General features: G+C 33.0%; 45 protein-coding genes. All 45 read left to right on the top strand.

Annotated features, from left to right (window positions below; genetic code table 11):
* Positions 1-26 precede the first annotated feature (26 nt).
* Positions 27-227 (top strand): hypothetical protein, encoded by a 201-nt coding sequence (locus ABEA66_RS35005; RefSeq protein ID WP_345594986.1) that lies wholly within the window; start codon positions 27-29, stop codon positions 225-227.
* A 28-nt stretch (positions 228-255) separates the two neighbouring features.
* Positions 256-435: a hypothetical protein gene (locus ABEA66_RS35000; protein ID WP_345594984.1), complete on the top strand. Its 180-nt coding sequence runs from the start codon at positions 256-258 to the stop codon at positions 433-435.
* Positions 436-933: 498 nt separating this feature from the next.
* Complete coding sequence (locus ABEA66_RS34995; RefSeq protein ID WP_345594982.1) at positions 934-1,260, top strand: hypothetical protein; 327 nt, start codon at positions 934-936, stop codon at positions 1,258-1,260.
* A gap of 27 nt (positions 1,261-1,287) precedes the next feature.
* Positions 1,288-1,728 carry a ParB N-terminal domain-containing protein gene (locus ABEA66_RS34990; RefSeq protein ID WP_345594980.1) on the top strand — a complete coding sequence of 147 codons (441 nt, stop codon included), beginning with the start codon at positions 1,288-1,290 and terminating at the stop codon, positions 1,726-1,728.
* Positions 1,729-1,757: 29 nt separating this feature from the next.
* Positions 1,758-2,291 (top strand): hypothetical protein, encoded by a 534-nt coding sequence (locus ABEA66_RS34985; RefSeq protein WP_345594978.1) that lies wholly within the window; start codon positions 1,758-1,760, stop codon positions 2,289-2,291.
* A 38-nt stretch (positions 2,292-2,329) separates the two neighbouring features.
* Positions 2,330-3,085 (top strand): hypothetical protein, encoded by a 756-nt coding sequence (locus tag ABEA66_RS34980; protein WP_345594975.1) that lies wholly within the window; start codon positions 2,330-2,332, stop codon positions 3,083-3,085.
* A 40-nt stretch (positions 3,086-3,125) separates the two neighbouring features.
* Positions 3,126-3,488, top strand: a complete 363-nt coding sequence (locus tag ABEA66_RS34975) for a hypothetical protein (protein ID WP_345594973.1) — start codon at positions 3,126-3,128, stop codon at positions 3,486-3,488.
* A 26-nt stretch (positions 3,489-3,514) separates the two neighbouring features.
* Complete coding sequence (locus ABEA66_RS34970) at positions 3,515-3,742, top strand: hypothetical protein (RefSeq protein ID WP_345594971.1); 228 nt, start codon at positions 3,515-3,517, stop codon at positions 3,740-3,742.
* Between the two features lie 183 nt (positions 3,743-3,925).
* Complete coding sequence (locus tag ABEA66_RS34965) at positions 3,926-4,210, top strand: hypothetical protein (RefSeq protein WP_345594969.1); 285 nt, start codon at positions 3,926-3,928, stop codon at positions 4,208-4,210.
* Between the two features lie 342 nt (positions 4,211-4,552).
* A complete protein-coding gene (locus ABEA66_RS34960) occupies positions 4,553-5,011 on the top strand; it encodes a hypothetical protein (protein WP_345594967.1) in 459 nt (152 codons plus the stop codon).
* Positions 5,012-5,040: 29 nt separating this feature from the next.
* Complete coding sequence (locus ABEA66_RS34955) at positions 5,041-5,226, top strand: hypothetical protein (protein ID WP_345594965.1); 186 nt, start codon at positions 5,041-5,043, stop codon at positions 5,224-5,226.
* Positions 5,227-5,266: 40 nt separating this feature from the next.
* On the top strand, positions 5,267-5,572 hold the full coding sequence (locus ABEA66_RS34950; RefSeq protein ID WP_345594963.1) for a hypothetical protein: 306 nt from the start codon (positions 5,267-5,269) through the stop codon (positions 5,570-5,572).
* 35 nt (positions 5,573-5,607) lie between these two features.
* Positions 5,608-5,868, top strand: a complete 261-nt coding sequence (locus ABEA66_RS34945) for a hypothetical protein (RefSeq protein WP_345594961.1) — start codon at positions 5,608-5,610, stop codon at positions 5,866-5,868.
* Positions 5,869-5,892: 24 nt separating this feature from the next.
* Entirely contained in the window at positions 5,893-6,408 is a 516-nt protein-coding gene (locus ABEA66_RS34940; RefSeq protein WP_345595212.1) for a DUF3841 domain-containing protein, read from the top strand.
* Between the two features lie 362 nt (positions 6,409-6,770).
* Positions 6,771-7,085, top strand: coding sequence for a DUF6794 domain-containing protein (locus ABEA66_RS34935; protein ID WP_345594959.1), 315 nt, complete (start codon positions 6,771-6,773; stop codon positions 7,083-7,085).
* Between the two features lie 636 nt (positions 7,086-7,721).
* Entirely contained in the window at positions 7,722-8,048 is a 327-nt protein-coding gene (locus tag ABEA66_RS34930) for a DUF5713 family protein (protein WP_345594957.1), read from the top strand.
* A 66-nt stretch (positions 8,049-8,114) separates the two neighbouring features.
* The gene (locus ABEA66_RS34925) at positions 8,115-8,387 is read left to right on the top strand and encodes a hypothetical protein (RefSeq protein WP_345594955.1); all 273 of its coding nucleotides are present in this window, start codon (positions 8,115-8,117) and stop codon (positions 8,385-8,387) included.
* Positions 8,388-8,689: 302 nt separating this feature from the next.
* Entirely contained in the window at positions 8,690-9,637 is a 948-nt protein-coding gene (locus ABEA66_RS34920) for a hypothetical protein (protein WP_345594953.1), read from the top strand.
* A gap of 106 nt (positions 9,638-9,743) precedes the next feature.
* Positions 9,744-10,667, top strand: coding sequence for a hypothetical protein (locus tag ABEA66_RS34915; protein WP_345594951.1), 924 nt, complete (start codon positions 9,744-9,746; stop codon positions 10,665-10,667).
* Positions 10,668-10,783: 116 nt separating this feature from the next.
* Entirely contained in the window at positions 10,784-11,446 is a 663-nt protein-coding gene (locus ABEA66_RS34910) for a hypothetical protein (protein ID WP_345594949.1), read from the top strand.
* 38 nt (positions 11,447-11,484) lie between these two features.
* Entirely contained in the window at positions 11,485-12,465 is a 981-nt protein-coding gene (locus ABEA66_RS34905; RefSeq protein ID WP_345594946.1) for an ATP-binding protein, read from the top strand.
* A gap of 138 nt (positions 12,466-12,603) precedes the next feature.
* Positions 12,604-13,119: a 3D domain-containing protein gene (locus ABEA66_RS34900; RefSeq protein WP_345594944.1), complete on the top strand. Its 516-nt coding sequence runs from the start codon at positions 12,604-12,606 to the stop codon at positions 13,117-13,119.
* 24 nt (positions 13,120-13,143) lie between these two features.
* Entirely contained in the window at positions 13,144-13,416 is a 273-nt protein-coding gene (locus ABEA66_RS34895; RefSeq protein WP_345594942.1) for a hypothetical protein, read from the top strand.
* A complete protein-coding gene (locus ABEA66_RS34890) occupies positions 13,409-13,936 on the top strand; it encodes a hypothetical protein (RefSeq protein WP_345594941.1) in 528 nt (175 codons plus the stop codon). Before ABEA66_RS34895 ends, ABEA66_RS34890 begins: the two co-directional genes overlap by 8 nt.
* Before the next feature lie 32 nt (positions 13,937-13,968).
* Positions 13,969-14,337, top strand: coding sequence for a hypothetical protein (locus ABEA66_RS34885; RefSeq protein ID WP_345594939.1), 369 nt, complete (start codon positions 13,969-13,971; stop codon positions 14,335-14,337).
* Between the two features lie 12 nt (positions 14,338-14,349).
* Positions 14,350-14,772, top strand: a complete 423-nt coding sequence (locus ABEA66_RS36480; protein ID WP_425571588.1) for a DarT1-associated NADAR antitoxin family protein — start codon at positions 14,350-14,352, stop codon at positions 14,770-14,772.
* 28 nt (positions 14,773-14,800) lie between these two features.
* Positions 14,801-15,064 carry a hypothetical protein gene (locus ABEA66_RS34875; RefSeq protein ID WP_345594935.1) on the top strand — a complete coding sequence of 88 codons (264 nt, stop codon included), beginning with the start codon at positions 14,801-14,803 and terminating at the stop codon, positions 15,062-15,064.
* 40 nt (positions 15,065-15,104) lie between these two features.
* Positions 15,105-15,593, top strand: coding sequence for a hypothetical protein (locus ABEA66_RS34870; RefSeq protein ID WP_345594933.1), 489 nt, complete (start codon positions 15,105-15,107; stop codon positions 15,591-15,593).
* Between the two features lie 33 nt (positions 15,594-15,626).
* Positions 15,627-15,950 carry a hypothetical protein gene (locus tag ABEA66_RS34865; RefSeq protein WP_345594931.1) on the top strand — a complete coding sequence of 108 codons (324 nt, stop codon included), beginning with the start codon at positions 15,627-15,629 and terminating at the stop codon, positions 15,948-15,950.
* Position 15,951: 1 nt separating this feature from the next.
* On the top strand, positions 15,952-16,236 hold the full coding sequence (locus ABEA66_RS34860; protein WP_345594929.1) for a hypothetical protein: 285 nt from the start codon (positions 15,952-15,954) through the stop codon (positions 16,234-16,236).
* A gap of 610 nt (positions 16,237-16,846) precedes the next feature.
* On the top strand, positions 16,847-17,044 hold the full coding sequence (locus ABEA66_RS34855) for a hypothetical protein (protein WP_345594927.1): 198 nt from the start codon (positions 16,847-16,849) through the stop codon (positions 17,042-17,044).
* A complete protein-coding gene (locus ABEA66_RS34850) occupies positions 17,035-17,280 on the top strand; it encodes a hypothetical protein (RefSeq protein ID WP_345594925.1) in 246 nt (81 codons plus the stop codon). Before ABEA66_RS34855 ends, ABEA66_RS34850 begins: the two co-directional genes overlap by 10 nt.
* A gap of 25 nt (positions 17,281-17,305) precedes the next feature.
* On the top strand, positions 17,306-17,515 hold the full coding sequence (locus tag ABEA66_RS34845) for a hypothetical protein (protein ID WP_345594923.1): 210 nt from the start codon (positions 17,306-17,308) through the stop codon (positions 17,513-17,515).
* Positions 17,516-17,569: 54 nt separating this feature from the next.
* Positions 17,570-17,791 (top strand): hypothetical protein, encoded by a 222-nt coding sequence (locus ABEA66_RS34840; RefSeq protein ID WP_345594922.1) that lies wholly within the window; start codon positions 17,570-17,572, stop codon positions 17,789-17,791.
* Positions 17,792-18,112 (top strand): hypothetical protein, encoded by a 321-nt coding sequence (locus ABEA66_RS34835; protein ID WP_345594921.1) that lies wholly within the window; start codon positions 17,792-17,794, stop codon positions 18,110-18,112. It begins immediately after the preceding gene.
* A gap of 5 nt (positions 18,113-18,117) precedes the next feature.
* The gene (locus ABEA66_RS34830; protein ID WP_345594919.1) at positions 18,118-18,312 is read left to right on the top strand and encodes a hypothetical protein; all 195 of its coding nucleotides are present in this window, start codon (positions 18,118-18,120) and stop codon (positions 18,310-18,312) included.
* A 37-nt stretch (positions 18,313-18,349) separates the two neighbouring features.
* Positions 18,350-18,727 (top strand): hypothetical protein, encoded by a 378-nt coding sequence (locus tag ABEA66_RS34825; protein ID WP_345594917.1) that lies wholly within the window; start codon positions 18,350-18,352, stop codon positions 18,725-18,727.
* Between the two features lie 59 nt (positions 18,728-18,786).
* Positions 18,787-19,167 carry a hypothetical protein gene (locus ABEA66_RS34820; protein ID WP_345594915.1) on the top strand — a complete coding sequence of 127 codons (381 nt, stop codon included), beginning with the start codon at positions 18,787-18,789 and terminating at the stop codon, positions 19,165-19,167.
* 34 nt (positions 19,168-19,201) lie between these two features.
* Positions 19,202-19,522, top strand: coding sequence for a hypothetical protein (locus ABEA66_RS34815; RefSeq protein ID WP_345594913.1), 321 nt, complete (start codon positions 19,202-19,204; stop codon positions 19,520-19,522).
* A 26-nt stretch (positions 19,523-19,548) separates the two neighbouring features.
* Positions 19,549-19,851: a hypothetical protein gene (locus ABEA66_RS34810; protein WP_345594911.1), complete on the top strand. Its 303-nt coding sequence runs from the start codon at positions 19,549-19,551 to the stop codon at positions 19,849-19,851.
* Positions 19,852-20,218: 367 nt separating this feature from the next.
* Positions 20,219-21,010, top strand: a complete 792-nt coding sequence (locus ABEA66_RS34805; protein ID WP_345594909.1) for a DUF444 family protein — start codon at positions 20,219-20,221, stop codon at positions 21,008-21,010.
* 29 nt (positions 21,011-21,039) lie between these two features.
* A complete protein-coding gene (locus ABEA66_RS34800) occupies positions 21,040-21,234 on the top strand; it encodes a hypothetical protein (RefSeq protein WP_345594906.1) in 195 nt (64 codons plus the stop codon).
* A 414-nt stretch (positions 21,235-21,648) separates the two neighbouring features.
* Entirely contained in the window at positions 21,649-21,834 is a 186-nt protein-coding gene (locus tag ABEA66_RS34795) for a hypothetical protein (protein ID WP_345594905.1), read from the top strand.
* 275 nt (positions 21,835-22,109) lie between these two features.
* Positions 22,110-22,463 (top strand): DUF2493 domain-containing protein, encoded by a 354-nt coding sequence (locus ABEA66_RS34790; protein ID WP_345594903.1) that lies wholly within the window; start codon positions 22,110-22,112, stop codon positions 22,461-22,463.
* Between the two features lie 236 nt (positions 22,464-22,699).
* Positions 22,700-22,951 (top strand): hypothetical protein, encoded by a 252-nt coding sequence (locus tag ABEA66_RS34785; protein WP_345594901.1) that lies wholly within the window; start codon positions 22,700-22,702, stop codon positions 22,949-22,951.
* Positions 22,952-22,975 lie beyond the last annotated feature (24 nt).

Below are 22,975 nucleotides of genomic sequence, written 5' to 3'. Positions count from 1 at the left end.
GGGAAAGTGAGAGGAGTAGATTAGGTATGACTTATGTAATCGATCTGTTAAATAATAAAAAAGAGGAATATGAGACCCTTCTGAGCTTGGTCAACAGTCAATTTGAAAAAGGGAATGTGTTTAGAAGTGAATTCGAAGTAGATAGTGCTAAGAAATCGAAGTCACACTATGAACAAATATTAGCGGATATCAATGAAAAGCTACAACTAATCACGATGAAAGGTTAATTTCATGGGGGAAGGGGATTGTTCAATCATGTTAGATAAGAAAGGCAATAAAATTTTTATAGGCTCCACAGTCAAACCACTTTCAGGATTTTGGAATGGAACTGAAGGTAATGTAATAGCCATAGACGATGATACAACGAATGTCACAGTGGAGTTTGAAGATTATGAAACATGCGTTTATTTTCCTGAACGTCTAATGGTTGTATAAACATTTTTAGGGGACTGGTGATCATCATTGCATACCTTTGTAAAAGTGGTTAACGGATATAATATCAAGCACTGGTCATTAGGTAATGTATATTACATAATTGAAAAAGGAAAATGGTTGTTTGAGCACAAAGATTTAGAAATGGTTGAAGATTACGCAAATACCATACGTAATGAAAAATAAGAATAAAAAGATAATTTTATGGGGGTTGTGTTTTTGAATAGAGTTGGCATTTTATTTAGATACGTTTTTAACAAGTATATATTTTTAATGGAGCGGCATATGAAATATTATTTTTGCCTCACTCTAATGGCTTTTTTATTTGGATTCAACTTAATTGGTTTTATTTTATTAGTATTTCTTTTAACAAGTTTCCTGATGGATTTCATTTACTATAAAATAAACGATTACTTATCAGTAAATAGGTTCACAGGATCTTTGAACATGCGATCAGACACCGATGTAAACAAATTAAATCAGTATCGACGGGTTTTCAGAATGACAAGGGATGAATTTCTCACAAGGATGTTTGTAAGCGGGATTAAGGAAATTGGTAATATTCCTAAATACAAAACACCATTTAAATTCTATACTTCAAATATGAAGGTTTCAACTAATGAGACCATATATCGCCATATCCAATCGGAAGCAGATAGTGGTCATAAAGTATTAAAAATTGAACAAAAAGTGGTAAAAGAAAGACTAATGCTACTAACCTTTAAAGATATTTTATTACTTGTCTTTACAAGTAAAAGGAAAAAGCTATTTAGGCAATTACAGCAAAAGGGCAATTATTATAAAATTCACATTCCTATAAGTTTATAAAACAACAATTTTAAGGGGAGCGTTACATTGAGCGATGTAGTTTCTGCCTTTGATCCAACAAAAAATAAGTATGCATATCATCTGGATAAGTTCTCGTGCTTTCGTAAACTAACAGGAAAATGTTCTTTAGATTTAACTGAAAGAGAAGTTGAATACTACACTTCTCTTGAAGGTAAAAATCGACATCACAATAAGTCCTCAGTACATCATTGTCGATTGCTAGCAGAAAGTATTAAGTCTAAAGGAGTTACTGAGTATGTTTGGATTCACCCCCATAGTTGTGATCATTATTCATTTACATGGGGGCAGCATCGAACTTGCATCGCAAAGCGTATAGGGTTAAACAATATTCCTGCACTAATTGGTTCAGCTTGGGAAAGTGATTGTAGAGTTTGCGGATATATAAGAACTAGTCTAATATTTCGTTTGATGCATTGGCTTAATAAGACTGATGAATTTGTTCGATGAAACAAATATTTTATAAGGGGACACATATTATGAATACAAGAAGTGAGGCATTTCGTAAGATATCTGAATTTTTAACATCTGATGAAAAGGGTTTACTCATAACTGGAACACACCAGTATGAGAAGCATCCTTTAGTTTTAAGAGCTATTGCGCAAACAATATCTACTCCGTCGACTATTTTATTCAGAGCAAATAGCATGCAAAATTTAGGGACGATCTTTGAAGCAAGAACTGCCAATTATCAAACTGGTACTCCGTATAAACTTGGAAATCATAAAATGTTTATTGATACAATTAATAAAACTTCGTGGAAAAACACAAGGTATAACTATGATTTTGCAGTACTGTATCCTGTTGACCCATTAATGAGAAGCCAAAAATTATATAATGAGATAATTGAAGACTTGTTTGAAGATAGGAGAATTTCAAAGGTTTTTCTTGTGTCTTGGACAGATAGGCCAGAATACGATTATTCCCTATTAAACAAATATGTACAAAAACATGTAGTTTTTGATGCACTTGAAGAAGATCCTGACTATCATAAAAGAGTAATTGAAAGATAATAAAATAATACATTTATTAAGAAGAGAGATGGCTTACCGTGGATTTGGAATGGAAAAATAATATTGATTGGAAAGTGCATACATTAAATAAAAAAATCTATCTCATGCGAGATCATAATTGGGCATTTGCTGCATGGGAGATTGCAAAACTTGAGGGCGAGATTAGAGATAAATCTTTGGTTGTTCATGTTGATTCTCATTTTGATGATGTGACTGATGGACTCTCAGTTAAGGGATTACATGATGCTAAAACTATAGAGGAAATCATTTCTGTGAGCAGAAGTTTTGACAGATCTCTTGGTCAAATACCTCCTAGTAATATAATGCATATAGACAATTTTATTTGGGCATCTGTTGGAAGAGGAACTGTCGAAGAAGTTATTCATGTTTCGAAAGATAACCAAGAGTTGAATACCCTATCTGATCTTGAGTGGTACTATGTCGATAAACTTCCAAAGGATTGTAACTATCGAACCAAACTATTCAAAAATTGTGATGCTTTTTTTGAAGAATTTAGTCAAGTTAGATTTTCTGAGTTTGTAGGGGATAGGACAGTAATTTTAGATTTTGATATTGATACATTTAACCAACTAGATTCAACTATTAGATCAGATTTAGTTCCTGAGTCTGAAGTTAGATTGTGTGTTCAAAAACTGTTGGATTTATACCCATGGGATTTGATAACAATAGCAATTTCACCAGATTATTGCGGTGGCACTGAAGAGGCTGCGTACTTATTAAATATTGTTCTAGATGAGTTTAATCTTAGAATAGAAGACATGGTATTGTGGTAAGCGAATTTTATAAAACAATTCTTTCATGGGGTGTGGGATAATGAAAAAGGAAGAATACGAAAAATTAACTAGTACTCAAGAAGCCAAAAATATAATTACATGTGATGACCTTAGTGAAAAATCAGGGAGAACACTACTTTATGGCTATACCTGTGAAAGAGAAACTTGGCATGTATATCTTAAACATGGTCAGATCGTGAAAGTGATTTATAACTATAATAACGTACCCAAAAAGTTTGAAGTGACCGACAACAGAGAATTTGTCCCAGATAAACGCCTTTACCCTGAACGTTGTGATTATGAATTTTGTGCATTGTTAAAACAAAGAGGAATAGATTTACCATTTACAATTTGGACAGATGATGTTGAAGAGAAGCAATATTATGGTGAAGTTTTAGAATAAAATGAGTCTATAATAGGGGATCACATATGAATAAACATGATAAGGTTGAAGTAGCTCAAAGGATGATGCGAGAAGCATATAGCGAAACTGACCAAGGTGGGTATGATGAGTGGGATCAGACATTTATAGAGTGCTTACGAGACGAATTGATTCCTCATTTAAGTATTGAAGGAATCAAAATCCTTATGGATACTATAGAAAGGAACTCGAATATGGGAATAAATCGAAAGCAATCAGTTGAAGAATTAAGATAATCCATACATAACGATCATTTATAGGGGCGATGATGGCTTTCAATAAATTCATTATGAAATTTAAAAGAAATATATCTAAAGCATCTGAAACAATTGACTTAGATAATGGATACACAATTGAAAAGTATCGTAATTATTTTGATGTCTATTTTGGCGATAATTTACTAGGAAGTTTTTCAAATCATGTTTACTTTTATGCTATATATAAATTTTCTCTGGAAAGATGCGCACACGAGGGCAGGTGTTAGTTTGATTAAGTCAATATCAGTACCAATTATCTATAATGGCAATATAATAGGTGAAACAAGAGCCAGCGTTGAAAGACTGGATAATGGAACTTATAGAGTGATCATTGGTGTTTGTGCTGATGTAATCGTCCATGGTAATCAAAGAAGAGGAAAAGGGGCAACGAAATATAAAGATGACATTATGAAAGCTGTGGAATTATATAAAAATTTAGTACAATAATTTCGGTTTAATGAAGTGATTCTTTTGTAGGAAGTGTATGATTTGGCGGAAAACACTAGAACGTGGAAAACTGAGGTAAGAGGAACTTTTGATGGCAATGAAGTTGTATACTTAGGTATTATTAGTGAATGGAAAACAGATGATGCTTAAGGGATTAGGTACATATATCACACAACTGCCAAATATATAAGAATAAACACCAATCATTTTTATATTAGTAATTGGTTATCATTTGAACTTAGAGGCCGCGAAAAGAGAATTTAGATACAGAATAGGGAAAATGGGTAGGTATGTCGGTAGATTTGAATGGACTGAGATACAGCATAAATAAGAGGTGTTTTTGTGCCGCGCGATCCAAAATATTATTTTTACCTTTCTGGAATAACCAGATACCCTCAATCTTACTTGAGTCATAAAATTGAGACTTTTGATTTTGATTCAAACATCAGGAGTAAATTGAATGAAGAATGCCCACGATGGATTGTACATGTAGACTTTGATTCTTTGACAGATTCAAGTTTTAAAACCCATAATGTATTTCCTCATATTATTTCTGGTTGGGCTGAAGACGATAGTGCATATGCTAAGAGGTATGAATTTTTTATGACTCAAGATAAGGAGATTGCTGTACATATGACCACAGGCTTACATCTTGAAGGAATAGATAAGTTGCCAATCCCTAAGTATATGTGTGACTTTCTAAGGAAACTTGTTGAGAAACTCGAACAGTGGGAATCTGAAGGATCGAAGGGATATTTTATGGGCGAATATATTCCAAAGGGTTATGTATTTGAAACTTGACCCAGAGAACTGCATGAGAGGTGCTAATAATGTTCACTGATAAAAAAATACGTGATCGTTTTACAGACGAGGAACTTGCCGAGGTATTTAAACTAATTAGATCACCAGATAACAAGTTACTTGGTCGTTTTATCGATGCGTTAGTTGATGATAGGAGAGAAGTTATAAGAGAGTACTTGTATCTGTCAGAACAACCTAAAAGAAAAAAAATTTAAAAGCGGTGAAATGAATCTTTTAATGGGAGATGATGTTTTTATGGAGATGATTATTACTGAAGATAGAACTAAACTTCAGGGAATTATCTATGGTTTGCCAAATAGAAGTGTGATGTGGAAACCAGATGTAATATTAATTAAGCAGCCAAAAACAAACAAATACATAGTACTAAAAAGCAGACATAACGATGAGAAAACTAAGTCGATTGATCCTAACACATTTGAAATAGTTAATGAAATTCGTCATTGGACAGACGAATACGACGATTTATATAAGAAAAATGTAATTATTGATGACTCCATATTAAATAAATCAGGTAAAGAAGCACTTATGAATTTCCATTAAAATCGAAGTTTCATGGGAAAATAGGTGATGCCATTTTGAGTAAAAGGGATAAGCAAACGTGGTTATACGAGTATTTTCTAACACATGGGTCAGACAATGTTCTCAATCTTGAGTTTTGTCATGCTTATGTTGAAAAGTTTTATCCTGATACAATGAAATCATTCACTGGCGAGAAAGATTTGTCGCGGCAGCTTAGTGATATGTGCAAACAAGGGCTGTTGGTAAGGGAACGTTTTGGATTAAGCAATAAACAAAGTGGTTCACCCAATTGGTATTATGAATATAAATTAGCATGAAATTGAGATTTCACAAGAAAGGTTCTGATTATAATTAGATACTGGACAATACAAACCGTAGAAGCTTGGAACGAATTTTCTAGTCTAGGATATTTAATTGGCTCTTCTGTGTATGCAGGATTTAAGAATGAGTACCATTGGATGATGGATCAAATGAAAAAGAGGTTGGTAAATTATAGTGGAGAGTATCCTATTTGGGTTTCGCTGCAGGAATTTAACTCACTTGATGTTTCTGGATATGTAACTGGTAAGCAATATGTAAAATTAGAACTAGAAATTGATAATCAGGACGTTTTAGTTTCAAATTTCAGTAAATGGAATGAGTGTGTTTTAAATAACCTTTGTTTTTTTGACAGTGAGCAGGAAGAGTATATATATCAGTTTGCTGAAGATGAAGGTTTAGATAAGGAAGATTTTAAAAAATTAACATGGGAAAGAATCTTTGATCCCTCCAGATTTGGAAATAGTGTCTTGCAAGGAACTACGGGAAAGGTTGATACAGACAAAGTGAAAAACGTTGAGTATTTTGTAGCTCGATAACAATAATACAGATATTTTATAGTTGTCTGGGGTTATGATCTTCATTACCGGAGCTGCACATGTGTTTATGCTAAGCACCTTATGCGCGGCCAAAATTGATAAGGGGCAATGTATCGTTAAGATAACTTAAATGGGTCCAATTGAGGTGAACCACATGAAATGTCCAAATTGCGGAAAAGAGAAGCATTCGCCATTAGGTCAAACACACTATGAGGCAAATGGAGATAGATATGAATATAAATTATGTCATGGATGTGGGAGTACTCTAGAAATTATTTATGACAGTTTTACAGGTACATGTGATTCAATTAATATTATAGATTAATTGTAGATATTTGAATAACCATTTAGGGAGAGCACAAATGCGTTTACGAATTGATTCACTTGGTGGACTGATCGATTACATTATACAAAACGAATTAACTGAGAAAGATAAAGAGTTCATTGTAAGCATAAAAGAGAGTGAGTTAATCAAATTGCATTTTGGTTTAGCACTGTACATAAGAAATAACTTTGAATTAACAGATATAACGAAGGTCCCAAATTTACTGAAGCAATACTATGATTATAAAGGAATAGAAAAGAATAGTATCGGTGAATTATTTTTGCATGTTGATGATATATCGTATGATATAAGTATTATTATATGGGAAAGACTTCGTCAATTAAAAGCATAAAACGTGCATTTTACAAGGATTATACAGTTTACTAAAGGAGTGTTGTGAGATGGGCTTAAGGCCAAAAGTAGGGACTAAAGTTAGGTTCGTTGAATGGGAGACAAGATATGGGAATCCTATCCCACCCCTTCCATGGACAGGTATAGTACTGGAAGTAGAACCTAAAATAGATTATTTTCCTGTGAAGTATCATGTAAAGCGTGATTTTGACGGTGAAATAGTAAAGTATTTATCAAGGGATTTTCGTCCTTATTATTAAAAATTAACGATTGAAAAACGAAAATACAAAGTTGAGGGGAATATAGTCTTCAATGAGATATGAGCTGCCAAAATGTACTTGGTGTTCGAAGGTACTATTGTTTATTGACACAAGAAAAATGAATGAGAATTTAAAATTTAATATCTATAAACTGGATTCAACAGGTCGACCAAAGGAAGTTGTTCGGGATATTGATTTGCCGATATTTAATAGACCTGAATCTTATAACGAGTGTCCAAAATGTGGGGATCAGTGGAAAGCCATTATTGATGAGAAGGGCAGAATAGGATAAAAAGTACATTTTATTTGATTGATATAGAAAACGTGCATATGGTAAAATATTCATAACCTAGACATGTTATCGGGAGGATCATTTAATGAAAAAACTAAATTCCGACTTTCAATATATAAAAGATATGTATGACGACGATTTCTTTCCTAAGTTTCTTGTAGATAAAGTGAAAGCCGAGTTAGTTAAAGTTGTTGATTTTTTGGAGCAAGGTAATACAGATATTGACGATATTCAATCTAAACTTGATATTGCTATCTCTACTATCAATGATATTGCAGAAGAGTTTTATGAAAATGAAAGCGAAATTGAAACAGTTGCTAGAGAATCAATTGCTCAAACAGTCGAAGATATTTTAGCTTATTTTAATATTGAAATAGATACTGAAGAAGCCATTCGTAATCGTGATTGGTAGTTTATTGAATAATTGAAATAAAACTCATGTTTTAATGGATTTTAATAAAATAAAAGGATGATAAAGATGTCTACATATGATTCTGCTTACCACTCTGAAAAATTTCCGGAAAATAGTGAAATTACAAATAGCATTATAGAGCAATACGAAGTAATAAGCGGAAGACAAATTGATGTTTATCATTATCATGGCTCATGGTTTGAGTATACTTGGGAGCTTACTTTGCGAGATAACGAAGGAATCATAGTAAAAAAAGACTTGGATACTTGGAATAATTATAACTCTTTAGATGGTGAAAAAATTGAGTATGATGGATACATCTTCAAAGCTATTAATTAAATTTATTCCAATGAAAGCCGAATTTTTATTCTAAGAGCTAACTTAAATAAAAAATATAAAATTACGAAAACTATTGACTTTAAAATGCAGAAAATGGTACATTATCAATGCAAACGAGAGACCCAATAAATAACAAAAGTGAGTGAATGAGATGAAACCTTCTTTAATAGTTTCAATTGAGAAGATTGCAAAGCAGTTGAGCCTTAATTTGCAAAAAGCAATAAAAGCTATTAAAGAGGAAATTAAAAATAACAGGGAAACCTGATTATATAAATAAAATTTACAAGAAGGGTGATAAAAAAATGTATATAAATAAGTCTCCTCCAAGTGTAAATTATGGTAATTTTGAATTGAGAGGATTAGTCACTGGTACATTTAATGAGCAGAGATTCTATACAGAAGGCGAAAAAAACGGTGTTAAATGGAGAAGAGTTCAATTTGGGGTAAAGATTTATCATAATGCTTTTGTTTATGTTGAACTGCTAGGTAGTAAAACTCCAAAATTCAAACTCATCTACCAAGATCCTATTACTCAAAAAATTGATAAAAACAAACAACTTTTAGTTGATTACGAAGAGATACATAAGCATAAAAATTATAAAATACATATGTCAGTGAAAGCAAATTTAGATAGAAATGAACCAAAAGATGACGAATTAACTTCTTACGAAGCAGCTGAATATATCAGACAGAACTTGAGAGAAGGGGATTCAGTTCTAATAAAAGGATCACTACAAATTACAGAATATAAAGAGAAACCCCAAGAAAAATACATAATAAACGGTATTTATTTAACAGATAGGATTGAATTCGATTCGATAGGCTATGAACAGCAAGCATACTTCACCCAAGAGATCGTATATGTTGGGCTAGGGTATGATGAAGAATTGGACAAACATAAGATCAAGGCAAACATAATTTATAAGAAAGATGAGCAGCTTGACTACATTCCTTATGAGTTCACTATAAAAAATGAATGTTTCAACGAGTTAACCGAATATTTTTATCATGTGCCATATGGTTCCGTTGTTAAGATCCATGGTCATGTTAATATATATGTACCTGTTAAAGAAATAGATGGTTACGTAGTTGTATGTGGCGCTCCAGTTAAAGAGTTGGTTGTAACAGGTGGTAATGCTAATACTTTAATTAAAGCAAGATACGATGAAAATGATTTTGTTATGATGAGGCAAAGTAGCCCATTCAAGGAAGCTAAGATGGAACAGATTGAGGAATTATTGCCATTCTAGGAGGTGAAGCAATATTACCATTATTCAAAGAAGTCCTCCATTCATTTAGTATATTAAAACAAATTATATAAATAGATAAAAAAGAAAATAGGAGATGTTAATACATATGACAAAAGAAAATAAACAATTACGTGAAGCAACAAATAACGCAGAAGTGGAAGGTCTGGTTAAGGACATTCGAATTGAGAAGAAACAAGTAAATAGTAAAGATGCAATTACAGGAGAAATTGATATCCAAGTTGAAGATGGTTCTGTACATACATTTAGAGTGTTCTCCTATAAAATGAATAAAGAAGGAAATGAAAGTGGCTTATACAAAGGTATTGAAACTGTAATGAACGAGTATAAATCCATTGAAAAACATGGAATTGATGCTGCAGATAAGGTAAGAATTACACAAGGTAAGATTGGCTTGAATGAGTACTATGGGCAGGACGATCAATTACGTTCTTTCCCACAATTAAGCACAAACTTTATTAATCGAGTTACAGACAACTTTGAACCAAAAGCCAAGTTTGAACTTGAAATGGTAGTGGCAAGTGTTAAAGAGGAAATGAAGAGTGAAGAGGCTACAGGTAGAGCAATCATTAAGGGTTATGTGCCTCTTTATGGTGGCAAGGTAATTCCTTTTGAGGTAGTAGTCGAGGATCAGAGAGCTGTAGATTATGTTTTGAATAATTACGAAAAAGGTAACACAGTGACAGTGTTCGGAAATATCGTTAACAGCACTATTGTTACTAAGAAAGAAATTGAAGTTGGCTTTGGTCAACCTCAAGAAAAAATCACTCGTAATACTGTAAGAGAATATGTGGTAACTGGTGGAACAACTCCAAGAGAAGAAGATGATGAAAAAGCTTATGATATGGAGTTGATTAAAAAAGCTTTGAAGGAACGCGATACATATTTAAAAGAGTTGAAGGAGAAGAAAGGTAAGCAAGATGAGAAGAACGAGAAAAGAAATCCTTTTGCTCAAGATGATAAAAAAGGTAAACCAGTTGATATCACTGATGATGATACTTTGCCATTTTAAGAAGAAAGTAAATAATGAATAGTATACATAATGAAATCGAAAAGGGTTTGATTTTGGCTATGGCATCACTGTCTATTGACAGGATGCCCACGGTCAAAGAATTGAGGATGCTCAAAATGAGAGAATTAGAATATTTGATTTCTGATAATGGAGGTTTTACTTATTGGAGTAGTATTCTGGGAATTCCTCAGAAAAGAAGCATTATAAAATGGGATGACCAAATGATCGAATCTGAGATTTTACTTGTTCTCAAAGAATTGAGTTTAGATCGTATGCCAAGTAGTAGCGAAATTAAAAAGCACTCAGGTAATGTAGCACTACATAATAAAATATGCAAGACACTAGGATATCGTGGTTGGGCAGTAAAACTCGGACTCGAACAAAAAGAAAGTGAAACAAAGCTAGGTCAAGATATCGAAGATTTTGCAACAGAAATCCTACATTCAAAAGGGTATTCTGTTGAAAAAATGACCACCAACTACCCTTATGATCTATTAATCAATGGAACAGTAAGAGTCGATACTAAGTCAGGTAGGGCATATGATTTACAAGGTAGTAGATGTCACACGTTTGGAATTAATAAAAGAAATGCTTCATGTGATATTTATCTCATTTTTGCACTTTCCGAAGACGGTTCACTAGAAAGAACGTATATCATACCAAGTCATAAATTAAAAGTTACATCACTATCTATTGGAGAAAAGTCTAAGTACGATATTTATAAAGATAGATGGGACTACATAAATACATATGATAAGTTTTATAAAAGCATAATATAAAATATAGGTAAAAAATGTAAAGGGGAATATTACTAATAATGTCTATTGATATTTTTTCGATTGTACCTACTGTTGTAAGTCGTGATCTCCGAGGTAAAATTGTACTTAAATATGGTGAATATAAAACAGGTAAAACCAGTAACGCAGTAAAATTTCCAAAGCCATTACTTCTAGCTGCAGAGAAAGGGTACAATGCGTTAAATGGAGTTAAGGCTCAACCAATCAACAAATGGAGTGACTTTAAAACTGTTCTCAAGCAATTGCGGAATCCAAAGGCTCAAGAGGTTTATGAGACAGTTATTCTCGATACTGTTGATATTTTCTTTGATCTTTGTGAAAAGTATATTTGCTCTCGTGAGGGAGTTGACAAGATTGGAGAAATTCCATTTGGTGCAGGGTATGGAATGCTTGAGAAAGAATATGACGAAGCATTGCGCGAAATCCCACTTCTTGGGTTCGGTTTAGTCATGATTTCTCATAGTGAAGATAAAGAATTTAACGATGAGAATGGAGAAAAATACAATAAGATTGTTCCTTCTCTTCCAAAACGTCCACGAAAGATTGTCCTGAGAATGGCAGACATTATTGGATACAGTAAAATTGTTTCAACAGATGAAGGTGATAAAACTTATTTGTTCATGCGTGGTACACCACGGTTTGAGGCAGGTTCGAGATGGAAGCACACTCCTAGTAAAATTGAGTTTACATATCAAAATTTGGTTAATGCTCTTGCCGATGCAATTGAGAAACAAGAAAAAGAAGATGGAGTAGAAGCAATCTCCGAACATGTTAATGTCTATAAGGATAAGACGGAATACAACTTCAAAGATGTGTATGATCAAATTGCAGAAATTGGAAAGGAAGTTGTGAATAAGGGGAAACCTGAAAAGGTCACAAAAGTTATTGAGCAATATCTTGGTAAAGGTAAGAAATTTAATGATGTAACAGAAGACCAACTTGAGATCCTTGTGCTTATTCTCGATGATTTAAAGGATGTACTGAAAGAAATTAATGAATAGTTTAATAAATACATAACCCAATAAAAGACACATTTTATTCTGAAATGAAGTGAAAAAGGTTAGTAAAATAAAAGTGATTCCTAGAGTAAAAAATGCAAAACATGCAGTATACTCTAGGAATTGTTTTAAGGAGGCGCAATGAGGAAGATAATCCTATCTTCTGTTGCTGCAATCACCTTATTAGTTACCCAAGTTGAGATTGCATATAGTACAGGAGAAATAAAAAACACGGATAATACTAAAATATTGCCGCTTGAAATTGTACATAAATTTAAGAAAGAAACAATAAGTGTAAAAGATGAAAAAGAAGATAGTGAATCTAAACATACAATAAAGTTTGAAGATCTAGGTATACAGGAAATAACCGCGTTTACCTCGGGTTACGAATCGACCCAAAAGAAAAAAGGTCATCCTTTATATGGTATTACTGCTAGTGGAACTAAAGCGAAACAAGGAAGAACAGTTGCATGTCCCAAAACCCTCCCATTCGGAACAGAAGTTTATATCCCTGAATTGGATCATACTTATGTCTGTGAGGATCGTGGAGCCGCGATAACTGAAGGCCATTTGGACATTTATTTTGACAACTTAAAAGACGCTAAAGAGTTTGGTAGACAAAAGTTAAGAGTAAAAATAAAGGTTGATTTTGACTGATATATATAGGAAGGTGATTTAACTGTGTCATATACCGCGGCAGAAAGATCAAGTACCTTTAACTGTGATGATGAAATGAAACTATGGAGTGGAAGTTCATGTCAACCCACTGTAATTAGTAGATTACGTAAAGCAGGAATTGAGGCTTACAAAGTAGATCCTGATGGGATGCATTGGTATAAGGACATTCCATTTAGCCAGATTAGTTTTAGAAGTAAGAGTGAAAAGAAACGTGTTATGAGCGATGAACATAAATTTAAACTTCAAGAAGCTAGGAGAAATAAATTGAATGGATAAATATAGCGTAGGACACAAGGTCAAACTGAGCACGAGTGGACTTTATAGATTATTTGGTGGCGAAAATTCCTTAAAGGAGCGTTATCAAGACCAAGATGCAATAATTTCTGAGGTTATATCAGAGGAAGGCTATTATTTAATTGCTTTTCAAGATAATTTTGTAACCTCTGTTACAGATAATGAGATTACTTTAGTTGAAGGTGAGAGTGCATCCTCTGAAAAAGGATACTTTGAAACTCTTGCTACTGACATTGGAAAACTCGTTGATAAGAAGCAGATTGCATATGGTAATAGCGTGGACAAAACATACAGACTGATGCAGATATATTTAGAAAAATGGAGAAACGAAGATAATACATATACAATTCCTGAATCATTAATAAAACATATTCTACTACAAGTAAGAATTATTGATAAACAAAATAGGATTTTTAATAATCCTGCAGCAGATCTTATGCAAGAAAATTGTTATTTAGATATTACTGGATATGGCCTTCTTGGGCATCGAATGATGGAATAAAATGACGCTTTCATGGGGATTTGAGGTGACATGTGAGCATTTATAATAATCCAAAGAAATATGCAGATTATGTTGGAATTAGTTTGGAAGAAGCAGAAAAGATATGCACTAAACAGTTGAAGCTTCAAGAAGCAATTAATATTGCAAGAACTTGCCCTAAGTGCGGCAAACAGACCTTAGAATATGAAGGATATTCTTATGAGGAGCAAATTCAGGCATATATTTACTGTTCAAATGATGAGGTTCTTGAAACAGACGACGATGGAGAAGAGTACTTTAAAGATTGCGGATTCTATGATCAAGATGTGGACGACATGAAGTATGATCCATTAACAGCAGGATATGGTTTTGATGCATTATTATATGAAGCTGTTATGAAAGAGAATGGTTATGAAATATAGCGAGGTGTTTTTATTAGAATTTTAGAATGCTCATCGAAAGGTGATAAACGGTTCTCTGCCTTTTATGCCAAGGTTAAAACATGGAACAAACTTGATAGCATAGAAAATCATTATCAACTATGCAAGCGATTTGGCGACTTCAAGCCTTCTTCATGGAAAGACGCAAAAGGAAAGCAGCCAACACATATTGAGTTAAATGGTAAACAATACAATCTGATGTACCTTTCACAGTGGTACAAAATGCTTTGGGTGAAATATTTGGACGATAATCCTGAACTTGTGGAATATGCAAAAGGATTTGATGATTTCAATGACATATTTAAGGGGAAGAGTTTGAATTGTCAGGCAGATGTAGTTAGACAATACATAAAGCAAGGTAGAGAGTCACTTGTAGAAGAGTATCAAGAATTAGTGGAAGTTTTAAAAAGGAAATAAAAGTAGATTTTTATGAGGAGTGAAGTTATTGAAAAGTGAAATTTTAAGTTCATGTTGCGCTTTTGGTGCAGGGTGTGAAGAAGTTCATGTTTTGCGAAGCGAATGTCCAATTGATCGAGAAGTTGGGCGTAGACAAGTTGATTCCTTCAAGGGTATTAGCGAAGAATGTACTTGCATTTATCAAAGTAATTTTGGTAATGGTGTAGCTAGATGTGAATTTTACGAGGGGGTTAAGAAAGTTCGAAGAAATAAGTCAGAAGAATATAAAGTGCTATGTAAGAAATTGCAATAAAATTTGGTTTTTTATAGGGATTTATGAAAGGAGGGTGAAAATGAAACTTACTGTAATACATAACAACATGGATGATTGTTTATTGTATGTAAACGGAGAAGCATACAGCGATATTGATTATAGAGATGCTATGTGTATCCAGTGGTTGAAAGATATTGTAAAAGAAAAAGTTGAAATTGAATTTAAGCATGTTAGTTTAGAACGTCAGTATTATCCAGATTATGATCTTAAAGTTGGCGATAAAGTTTATTTCAAGACTGACAAGCGGCCATACACAGTAAAGGCTTGCAATGAATTGTTTGTGATCTGTACGAAACCATTTAATCTTCAGCATACATGTATATACACAATTATTGATTGGAAAAAGGGCAAACGTAACCGTAATAATATGGTGTTCAATCCCTATGATTATACTAAACAGTCTGATATTGATGAGTGTTTGCAGGATTTAAGTGATCCTAATCATGTCTGTGAAATTTCTCATAGGGGTGCAGTTAATATTGATATTGTTCGAGTTCTAACCCCATAAAACAGATGTTTCATAAGGAATGGAGAAGAGAATATGGCACATTGGATTGATGAATATCCCCATGAACTTCATGCAAATGTATTGTTACTAGATAATAAAATTGAGTGCTGGAAAGTTGGAGACACAAAAGCTGATGAAGGTTATTGGCCCTTTAAAAGTCGCTGGAAAGTAGATAGAATGAAAACGATCAATATGGGTTCATATGATGTAATGGGCTTAGGTGACTATAAGGTTGAAACTAAAACATGGACAGTTAATAACCGTCAAGAGCACAATGATGTTTTTACTCTTCATTCAAAAGAATGGTTTAAACAATGGGAACATGCAGATGATTATAAATTAGGGAGAGCTTATTAACATGACATTGAGCGAATTCATTAAACAAAAAATCGATGAGTTAAAAGAGACAGGATTATATAAAGATATTGAATTGCTAAGTGCTGTTGATGTTGAAATGAATAGGAATTGCGTTAGAGAAGCATTTATAACAAAGGATTCAGATTTAAATAAACAATGTACAGAAGTGACTGATTTTGGAAAATTGTCTGAAGGTTATAAGTTAGGATCAAAGGTTATAATTGATGTTCTGAAAAAGAGAAAAAAGACTTATGATACGATCCGATACCATGTAATTTATACATAATGAAATAGAAGTTTTATAAAAAGCTTGTTTGAACAAAAAAACAACCAGATACAGAGGCATCTGGTGAAATTGCATTAATTAACCCTTAGTGTAACTTTTATGAGAGCGAGATTGAGCTAAAACAGATCCAGCTAACGATTTTGCAGTTTTGCTTGATGAAGAACTAGAAAGAACTTTTGAAGCTTTTGTAGACATAGACGCAGAAGATACTTTACGTGTGCTACTCTTTGCCATTTTATCACCTCAATTCTACTTTTCATATTATTCTTGCTCATAGTAATATTTTACAACACAATATATAGTATGTCAAATAGTTATGTTCGTGTTTGTTCTTACCATATATAGATTTCAAAAAATGTTATATTGCTAGACTATAATAGCAATAAAATTACACTTTTACGAGGAATGAGGGAACATATTGACTAGAGTTAGAATTGATCTAGACTCTTTCTATTATCTTGATCCTACATTTGTAGTGGTTCGAGATGAAACAAACAAAACATCCCATACTTATTCTTTGAAATATTATGATGTTTACCTAAACGGTGTTTTGTGGGAATCAGTCATGAAAGTAAAATGAGGCTGTAGACTTGGATTATATTAGGAAGGAATGTTCTATATCGATAGATCAGAAGTTAGGGAATTACGAAAGAAAGAAGATAAATCTGAATTAGAGTGGACTTTGCTAAATTATTATTACATGCTTTCTTTAATCAGCGAAGTTTGTGTTGAGGAAAGCAAATTTCATATTCCAAGTTATGAAGCTATTGAGAAAATTAGAGAGCATTTGCGTAATAATTGGCATTAATGCAATATATGGTTGATCATAGAGTTATCATGAATTCTTGGGGTGAAGAAATGACTTGTAAGCATGATCAATTAGCACGGTCTTGTAATATTTGTGACTTGGAAAATGTCATTGATGACTATAGGAAACTGCATGAATGGATTAAGCGAAGATACGGTGAGGAATGGACATTTGAAATGGGAACAGGCGAGGTAGTTGAAGAAATATTAAGTAAATTTGATGAAATAGGTATGTAAATTCGGATTTCGAAAGGAGTTTGATATGGAGTATAAAGTTGTATCTGATGAGCATTACTTTAATAGATTCGTAGATATAGCAGCACGAGTCTTAAGTCTCGCTGGTCTGTTTCAAAATCAAGACACAATAACAACTGATCAGGAATTGATTGAGTGGCAAGATGCTGCCGATAAGTTAGAATCTGAATTGAGTGAATTAATTTATGAAGCACAGTATAGGATTAAGGAGTTCTGAATAATTAAGGGATAAAAATGGACTTTTATTGTGAATAGGAAGTGATGAATAAGAATGAAAAGATTAAGTAATATGAATAAAAGTGAGTTAATTGATTATGTTGATGGTGGGCAATATTGTGATCAAGATGTTATTGACTTATATGATGACCTAAGAAAAAGGGAAACTGAGATAGAGGATCTTAAATCCGAAATTAGAATACATCGATCAAACAATGATTCAGACTTCTGGGAAGAACAAAAGCGTGAATGGCTTGAAGATGGCTTGGAAGAGTAAATGAAACAACATATTACACCAATACAAGCTCAAGAACTCACTGAAAATCAATTTTATTCCTTGTTTAAAGAGCATGCTGTAAAACGCAAAGATTGGTACAAGTATCACCATAAGAAAATTTCAATTGGTTTTATGATTGAGTATTTACAAGTAAATCTTCAAATGCCAATTTATCTGCATACAAATGGACAAGAGTGGAATTTGTCATTTGAGATGAGTGAATGTGGAAACCATGACAGGTGCACTTCTGCAGATGAATTGTGCGATCTACTTTGGGTAATGATTAAAAACTACATAAAAGCTGATTATTTGGAGGATTAATTAATATGAAAATTATTCGTGTTGATAATTATGCGAGAGAACATGTGGCTGATAAATTAGTTGCAAATAATGTAACTGAATTCTATGGAGAAAAAATAGTTGAATTTCTCAATAGCTTAGAGCATGAGCACGCCGAAGATTTTTATAAATCAGTTGCTGATGATTATGTACTGTGGAGAGGTATGGAGGAATTAGTTTGAATCTATAAAAATTGGACCTTTATTGGGAAGGTGAACTATGCGAGAAGTTAAATCAACTATCTATATAACGGATGACGGTAAAGAGTTTGCAAACAAAAAAGAAGCAGAAATACATGAATCAAAGATAAAGAATGTGAAATGTTTTCTTGTTAGATATGCTCCAGACTTAACAGAAGGGAGAGGATTTCAGAAATCAGGAGTTGTCATGGTTCATGCCAACGGACACCATAAGGATTTTGTTGAACATTGGTGTTATGAGAAATTTGGAAATCGGATTGATTTTTGTATGGGAGTTTATGGTTCCAACGCTATAACGAGTACATGGTTTATTAAAGAAGCTACAGAGAAAGATATTGAAGATCATCCAACTCTACATAAAATTGAGGAAAGATTCGTGAAAAAAATTTGGAGTTAGAATGTAAGGTGGTGCCCTTGAAATGGAACTTTTATTGTGAAATGTGGGGGATCGAATAGATGGGCATTGGGATTTGTGGAACCTGTGGAGAAGCCATTCATTACAGACATCCTTGTAAATGTAGGCGCGAGACGAAGAAAAGAGTAATTACACTTTGCGGATCAACAAAATTTAAAAATGAATTCAATGAACAGAATAGACGACTTACTTTGGCTGGATATGTTGTAATTTCGGTTGGGGTATTTGGACATTCAGATAACATTGATTTAACTGAAAAAGAAAAGATGATGTTAGATAATGTTCATCTCCAGAAGATCGATATGGCTGATGAAATTTGTGTGATAAATGTAGGTGGATACATAGGTTCGAGTACGAAACGAGAAATTGAATATGCGATAAGTCAAGGTAAGATTGTAAATTATTATGAGAGTACCAGATAAAAAGCGAATTTCATTCAAAAAGGAGTAAATGAATATGAGCGTAGTACGCGAAGAGTTTGTGATTGTGGGGATTGATGTTGGTGAACATGAATCTGATGACTTCTATGACAAATACGAAGCATATATGGACAATAAAGAAGAAGGGGAGTTTACAATTGTTGTTGATTGCTATGGTGGGGATTACACACTTTTTGGCGAAGTAGTGAAGCATGGTGACGAATATAGTGGACTACCTTTGACTGAATTAAATCTGGATTGTTTTAACGAGTCGATTATCAGAGTCAGAGAGAAAGCTAAAGAATTGTTTGGAAATGAACAACAACCCAAAATGTATGCTTTTACGCATTGGTCATAAAAGGCAAATTTTATAAGGAGGAGAATATGGCTAAAGTAATTGAAACTAATTTATCAATGGCAAATGGAGAAATTGCAGATTTTCAGTCAAGAATAATTGAGGTTGAGAGCTGGACGCTATATGTTAATGAGATAGGTAATGGAGATTCCATTAATCATCCAGCATATATAGGAAATATGTATGGATATTCAATACTACCAAATGCAAAAGTTGAAAATTTTACTTACGATGAATACCATTTGAGTTGCGATGTTTACCATAGTGACGGATGGCCCACAAAGAAATTAGCATATTTAATAGACGAATCTAATGGAATCAATTTAAAGTAAAAGGTAGATTTCATTTGAAGGAAAGGGGTTTAAAATGGCCTGTGTAACTTGGAGTAAACCAACAACAAATATACAAAACGATAAAGAACTTTATGATATGTTGGTTGAGATAAATTCAAAGAGCACCAATGAACTATATATTATGTATCATTTTGAGTTTGATAAGCGATTGTTTAGCAGTCCTAGAAAGATTGAATGGTATAGCATCTATTGGAATCTCAGTAATGGCGAGTATCAGAGTATTATGTCATTGGAGTTTCTGGATAGACAAGATATCTTTTGTTATCTTCTTGGCATTTTAACTGGAATGGATAAGGCAACGAATTGTTGATTTTATTGAAAAAGTGTAAAATAGGGAGAATGATAAATGGAATTTAAAACTTATTCGAATAAACAATTATTGAATGAATTTGCAATAACTTATGGCTTGTCTGTCTTTGATAAATCTCTAAAAGAAGAAGTAAATAAATTGAAGCAAGAAATTCTTAATAGAATGAAACGAAATACCGTTACAACAGAAAGCTTGCAGAATTCTTTAGTTGACGAGCTGGTGATTATTGAAAATAAAGATGTTGATATTGTATTTCAATCTCTTAAGGATAAACTCAATAATATAACACCACAGACAAAGAACAAATCTGCAACAATCATCTCAATTATTGATTCTTCTGGTTCTATGGGATCGTTTGAGAAATATATGAGTCAGTGCGTATCAACATGGTCTGAGAAACTCCTTGAGTTGAAATATGAAAATGTGAAACATAGATATATTAGTCATCATACAGAGGCTCAAGAAGTTCGTCGAGATGTCTTTTTTTCTAAATGTGATACAGGTGGAACCATTATCTCTTCTGGACTAAGCAAAGCAAATGAACTGATTAATCGTGTTGGCTATGAACACGAAGATATTTACTTGTTCCAATATAGTGATGGTGATAACCTGACTAGTGATAATGAAACTTGCAATCGATTTGTAAAAGATATTTTAAATAAAGTTATACTGTTTGAATACGTAGAGATTAATCAATTTAGACGCTCTAGTACTATTATGACTGCATATCGTAAAATTCAACAGGACAATTTTCATATTAATGTATTACAGTCTAAAGAAGATGTGCTGAAAACAGTAACTAATATTTCAAATGCTCTATTATTCTAATGAAACAGTGCTTTTGGTAGGTATAAATAATGAATAAAATCATTGATTACATAAATAATCATGAAATTGAAGATATGGTTAGTTCAATAGTTAATAGCGGCAAGGACATTAAGGATGTATTGCAACAGATCCGTCTCAGCCGCGTGGAATATCAATGTAAATCTCAATATTTGCAGTGGGCATTAGAAAAGAGGCTAACGGAGGTTAATGAATATGAAGAGTAATTTCTTTAAAAGCACTCCAGTTTGGACAAATAGATATTTTAAGGTTACTGCAGAAAAAGGTGTTTTGATTATTCTAAGTCGATATGACAGATGAAGAATTAGTTTCTTAAGAAGAATTTTGTACATCTGGGATGAGGAAATTGAAAAAATAAGTAAATAAAAGAACTAAAAAAACCGAAGATTATAGGTAGGAAGCATATGAAAGTTGAGAAGGTTATCAAGACAATTAAGGGTAGAGTCACGATTCAAACGAATGCTTATGGAACACCAGAAATTAAAGTGCGAATCAATAGAGAAACACACAAAATCCAATGTAGCAGATATCATTGATAACATTGAGAAAGTTGTTAAGGCTTTATTAGTTTCCAACCCACAATATGATTAAGAAAATCTTGAGTACCAAGGAGATATTTTATGAAAAACATATACATAGTAAGAGAACGATTAGATGATAACCGAGAAATAACAAGAGCAGTGTTTTCAACGCTTGAAAAGGCTCAGAAATATAAAGATGAGTGTGTGATGGAGTTATTTGGTGATCCATATATGGAACATCTGTTTCCAATTGAATGTTGGTCTGTAGATTATCAGAGCAAATAAAACACATCTCTAATCGGTAAATGGAGGATTGTAAATGAGTTATAACAAAAAAAGATTCTGTAGTAGTGAATGTGAAGCAGTATATGATTTGTCTGGTGGTATCTGTAATCATTGCAAGTATTATGATTTTAATGGGGGTAATAGCGGTGCTTATATTGGGAATGGATTCTGTAACCTTCACAATGTCTCGTCAGATCCTCATGAGGGATGTGATGGATTTACATGTTTCAGAGTGGAAAGCGAGTAATAATCATATTCGATCAGGTTGGTGATACATGTTTAAGGTTATTGTAGCAGGCTCAAGATCATTTAATGATTACGAGCTTTTAAAAGAAAAATTGGATGCATTATTAATGAATAAAACTGATATCATAATTGTCTCTGGTGCAGCTCGCGGCGCAGATAAATTAGGTGAAAGATATGCACATGAAAAAGGATACAGTGTATCAAGCCATCCTGCGGATTGGGATCAATATGGAAAGAGTGCTGGATACATAAGAAATGAAGAAATGGCTAAAGAATCAGATGCTCTTGTTGCATTCTGGGATGGAATTAGTAGGGGAACCAAACACATGATTGATTTAGCAAATAAACATGGATTGATGGTTAGAGTAGTAAGATATTTATAAAGATGGGATATATCATTTACCATATTTGGAGCAGCAGACGAGAGATGAATGACTTAATCAAATACTTATTACTTAAACCTTTGCAGGTAGTTGTTGAATTTATTTTGGGTGCCATATTGATATTAGTGGTCTTCCTAGAATGGTTATCTTGGCAAAATGGAGGATCGTTTATTGAAAACGTATTTAATGCTATTTGGAAATGAGAACACTATTTTATAATTGAGAGGGGAATGTATATGAATTTAATCAACCACACCAATCAAATTTATGAAGTCGAACAAGGTGATATGGTTGAAATCGAAAAGGTGCTGTATTTAATTGTTCCTCATCCGTCCGAAGAATTTAGATACTACCTTCCTTCTATTGACGGTTTTGCCTTTTATGGAAAAGAAGGAAGAACACTTGAGGAGATTAGAGATATTGTTAATGAAAATAAAGGAAAACATTATTCACAGGAATCGTTCGAACTACTCTTACAAAGTCGATAACACCTGTATTTTTATAAGGGATAT

This window comes from Paenibacillus vulneris, from assembly GCF_039543185.1.
GTDB lineage: Bacteria > Bacillota > Bacilli > Paenibacillales > NBRC-103111 > Paenibacillus_S > Paenibacillus_S vulneris.
The sequence above is the reverse complement of the archived record's forward strand: the minus strand, read 5'-3'. Positions and strand labels throughout refer to the sequence as shown.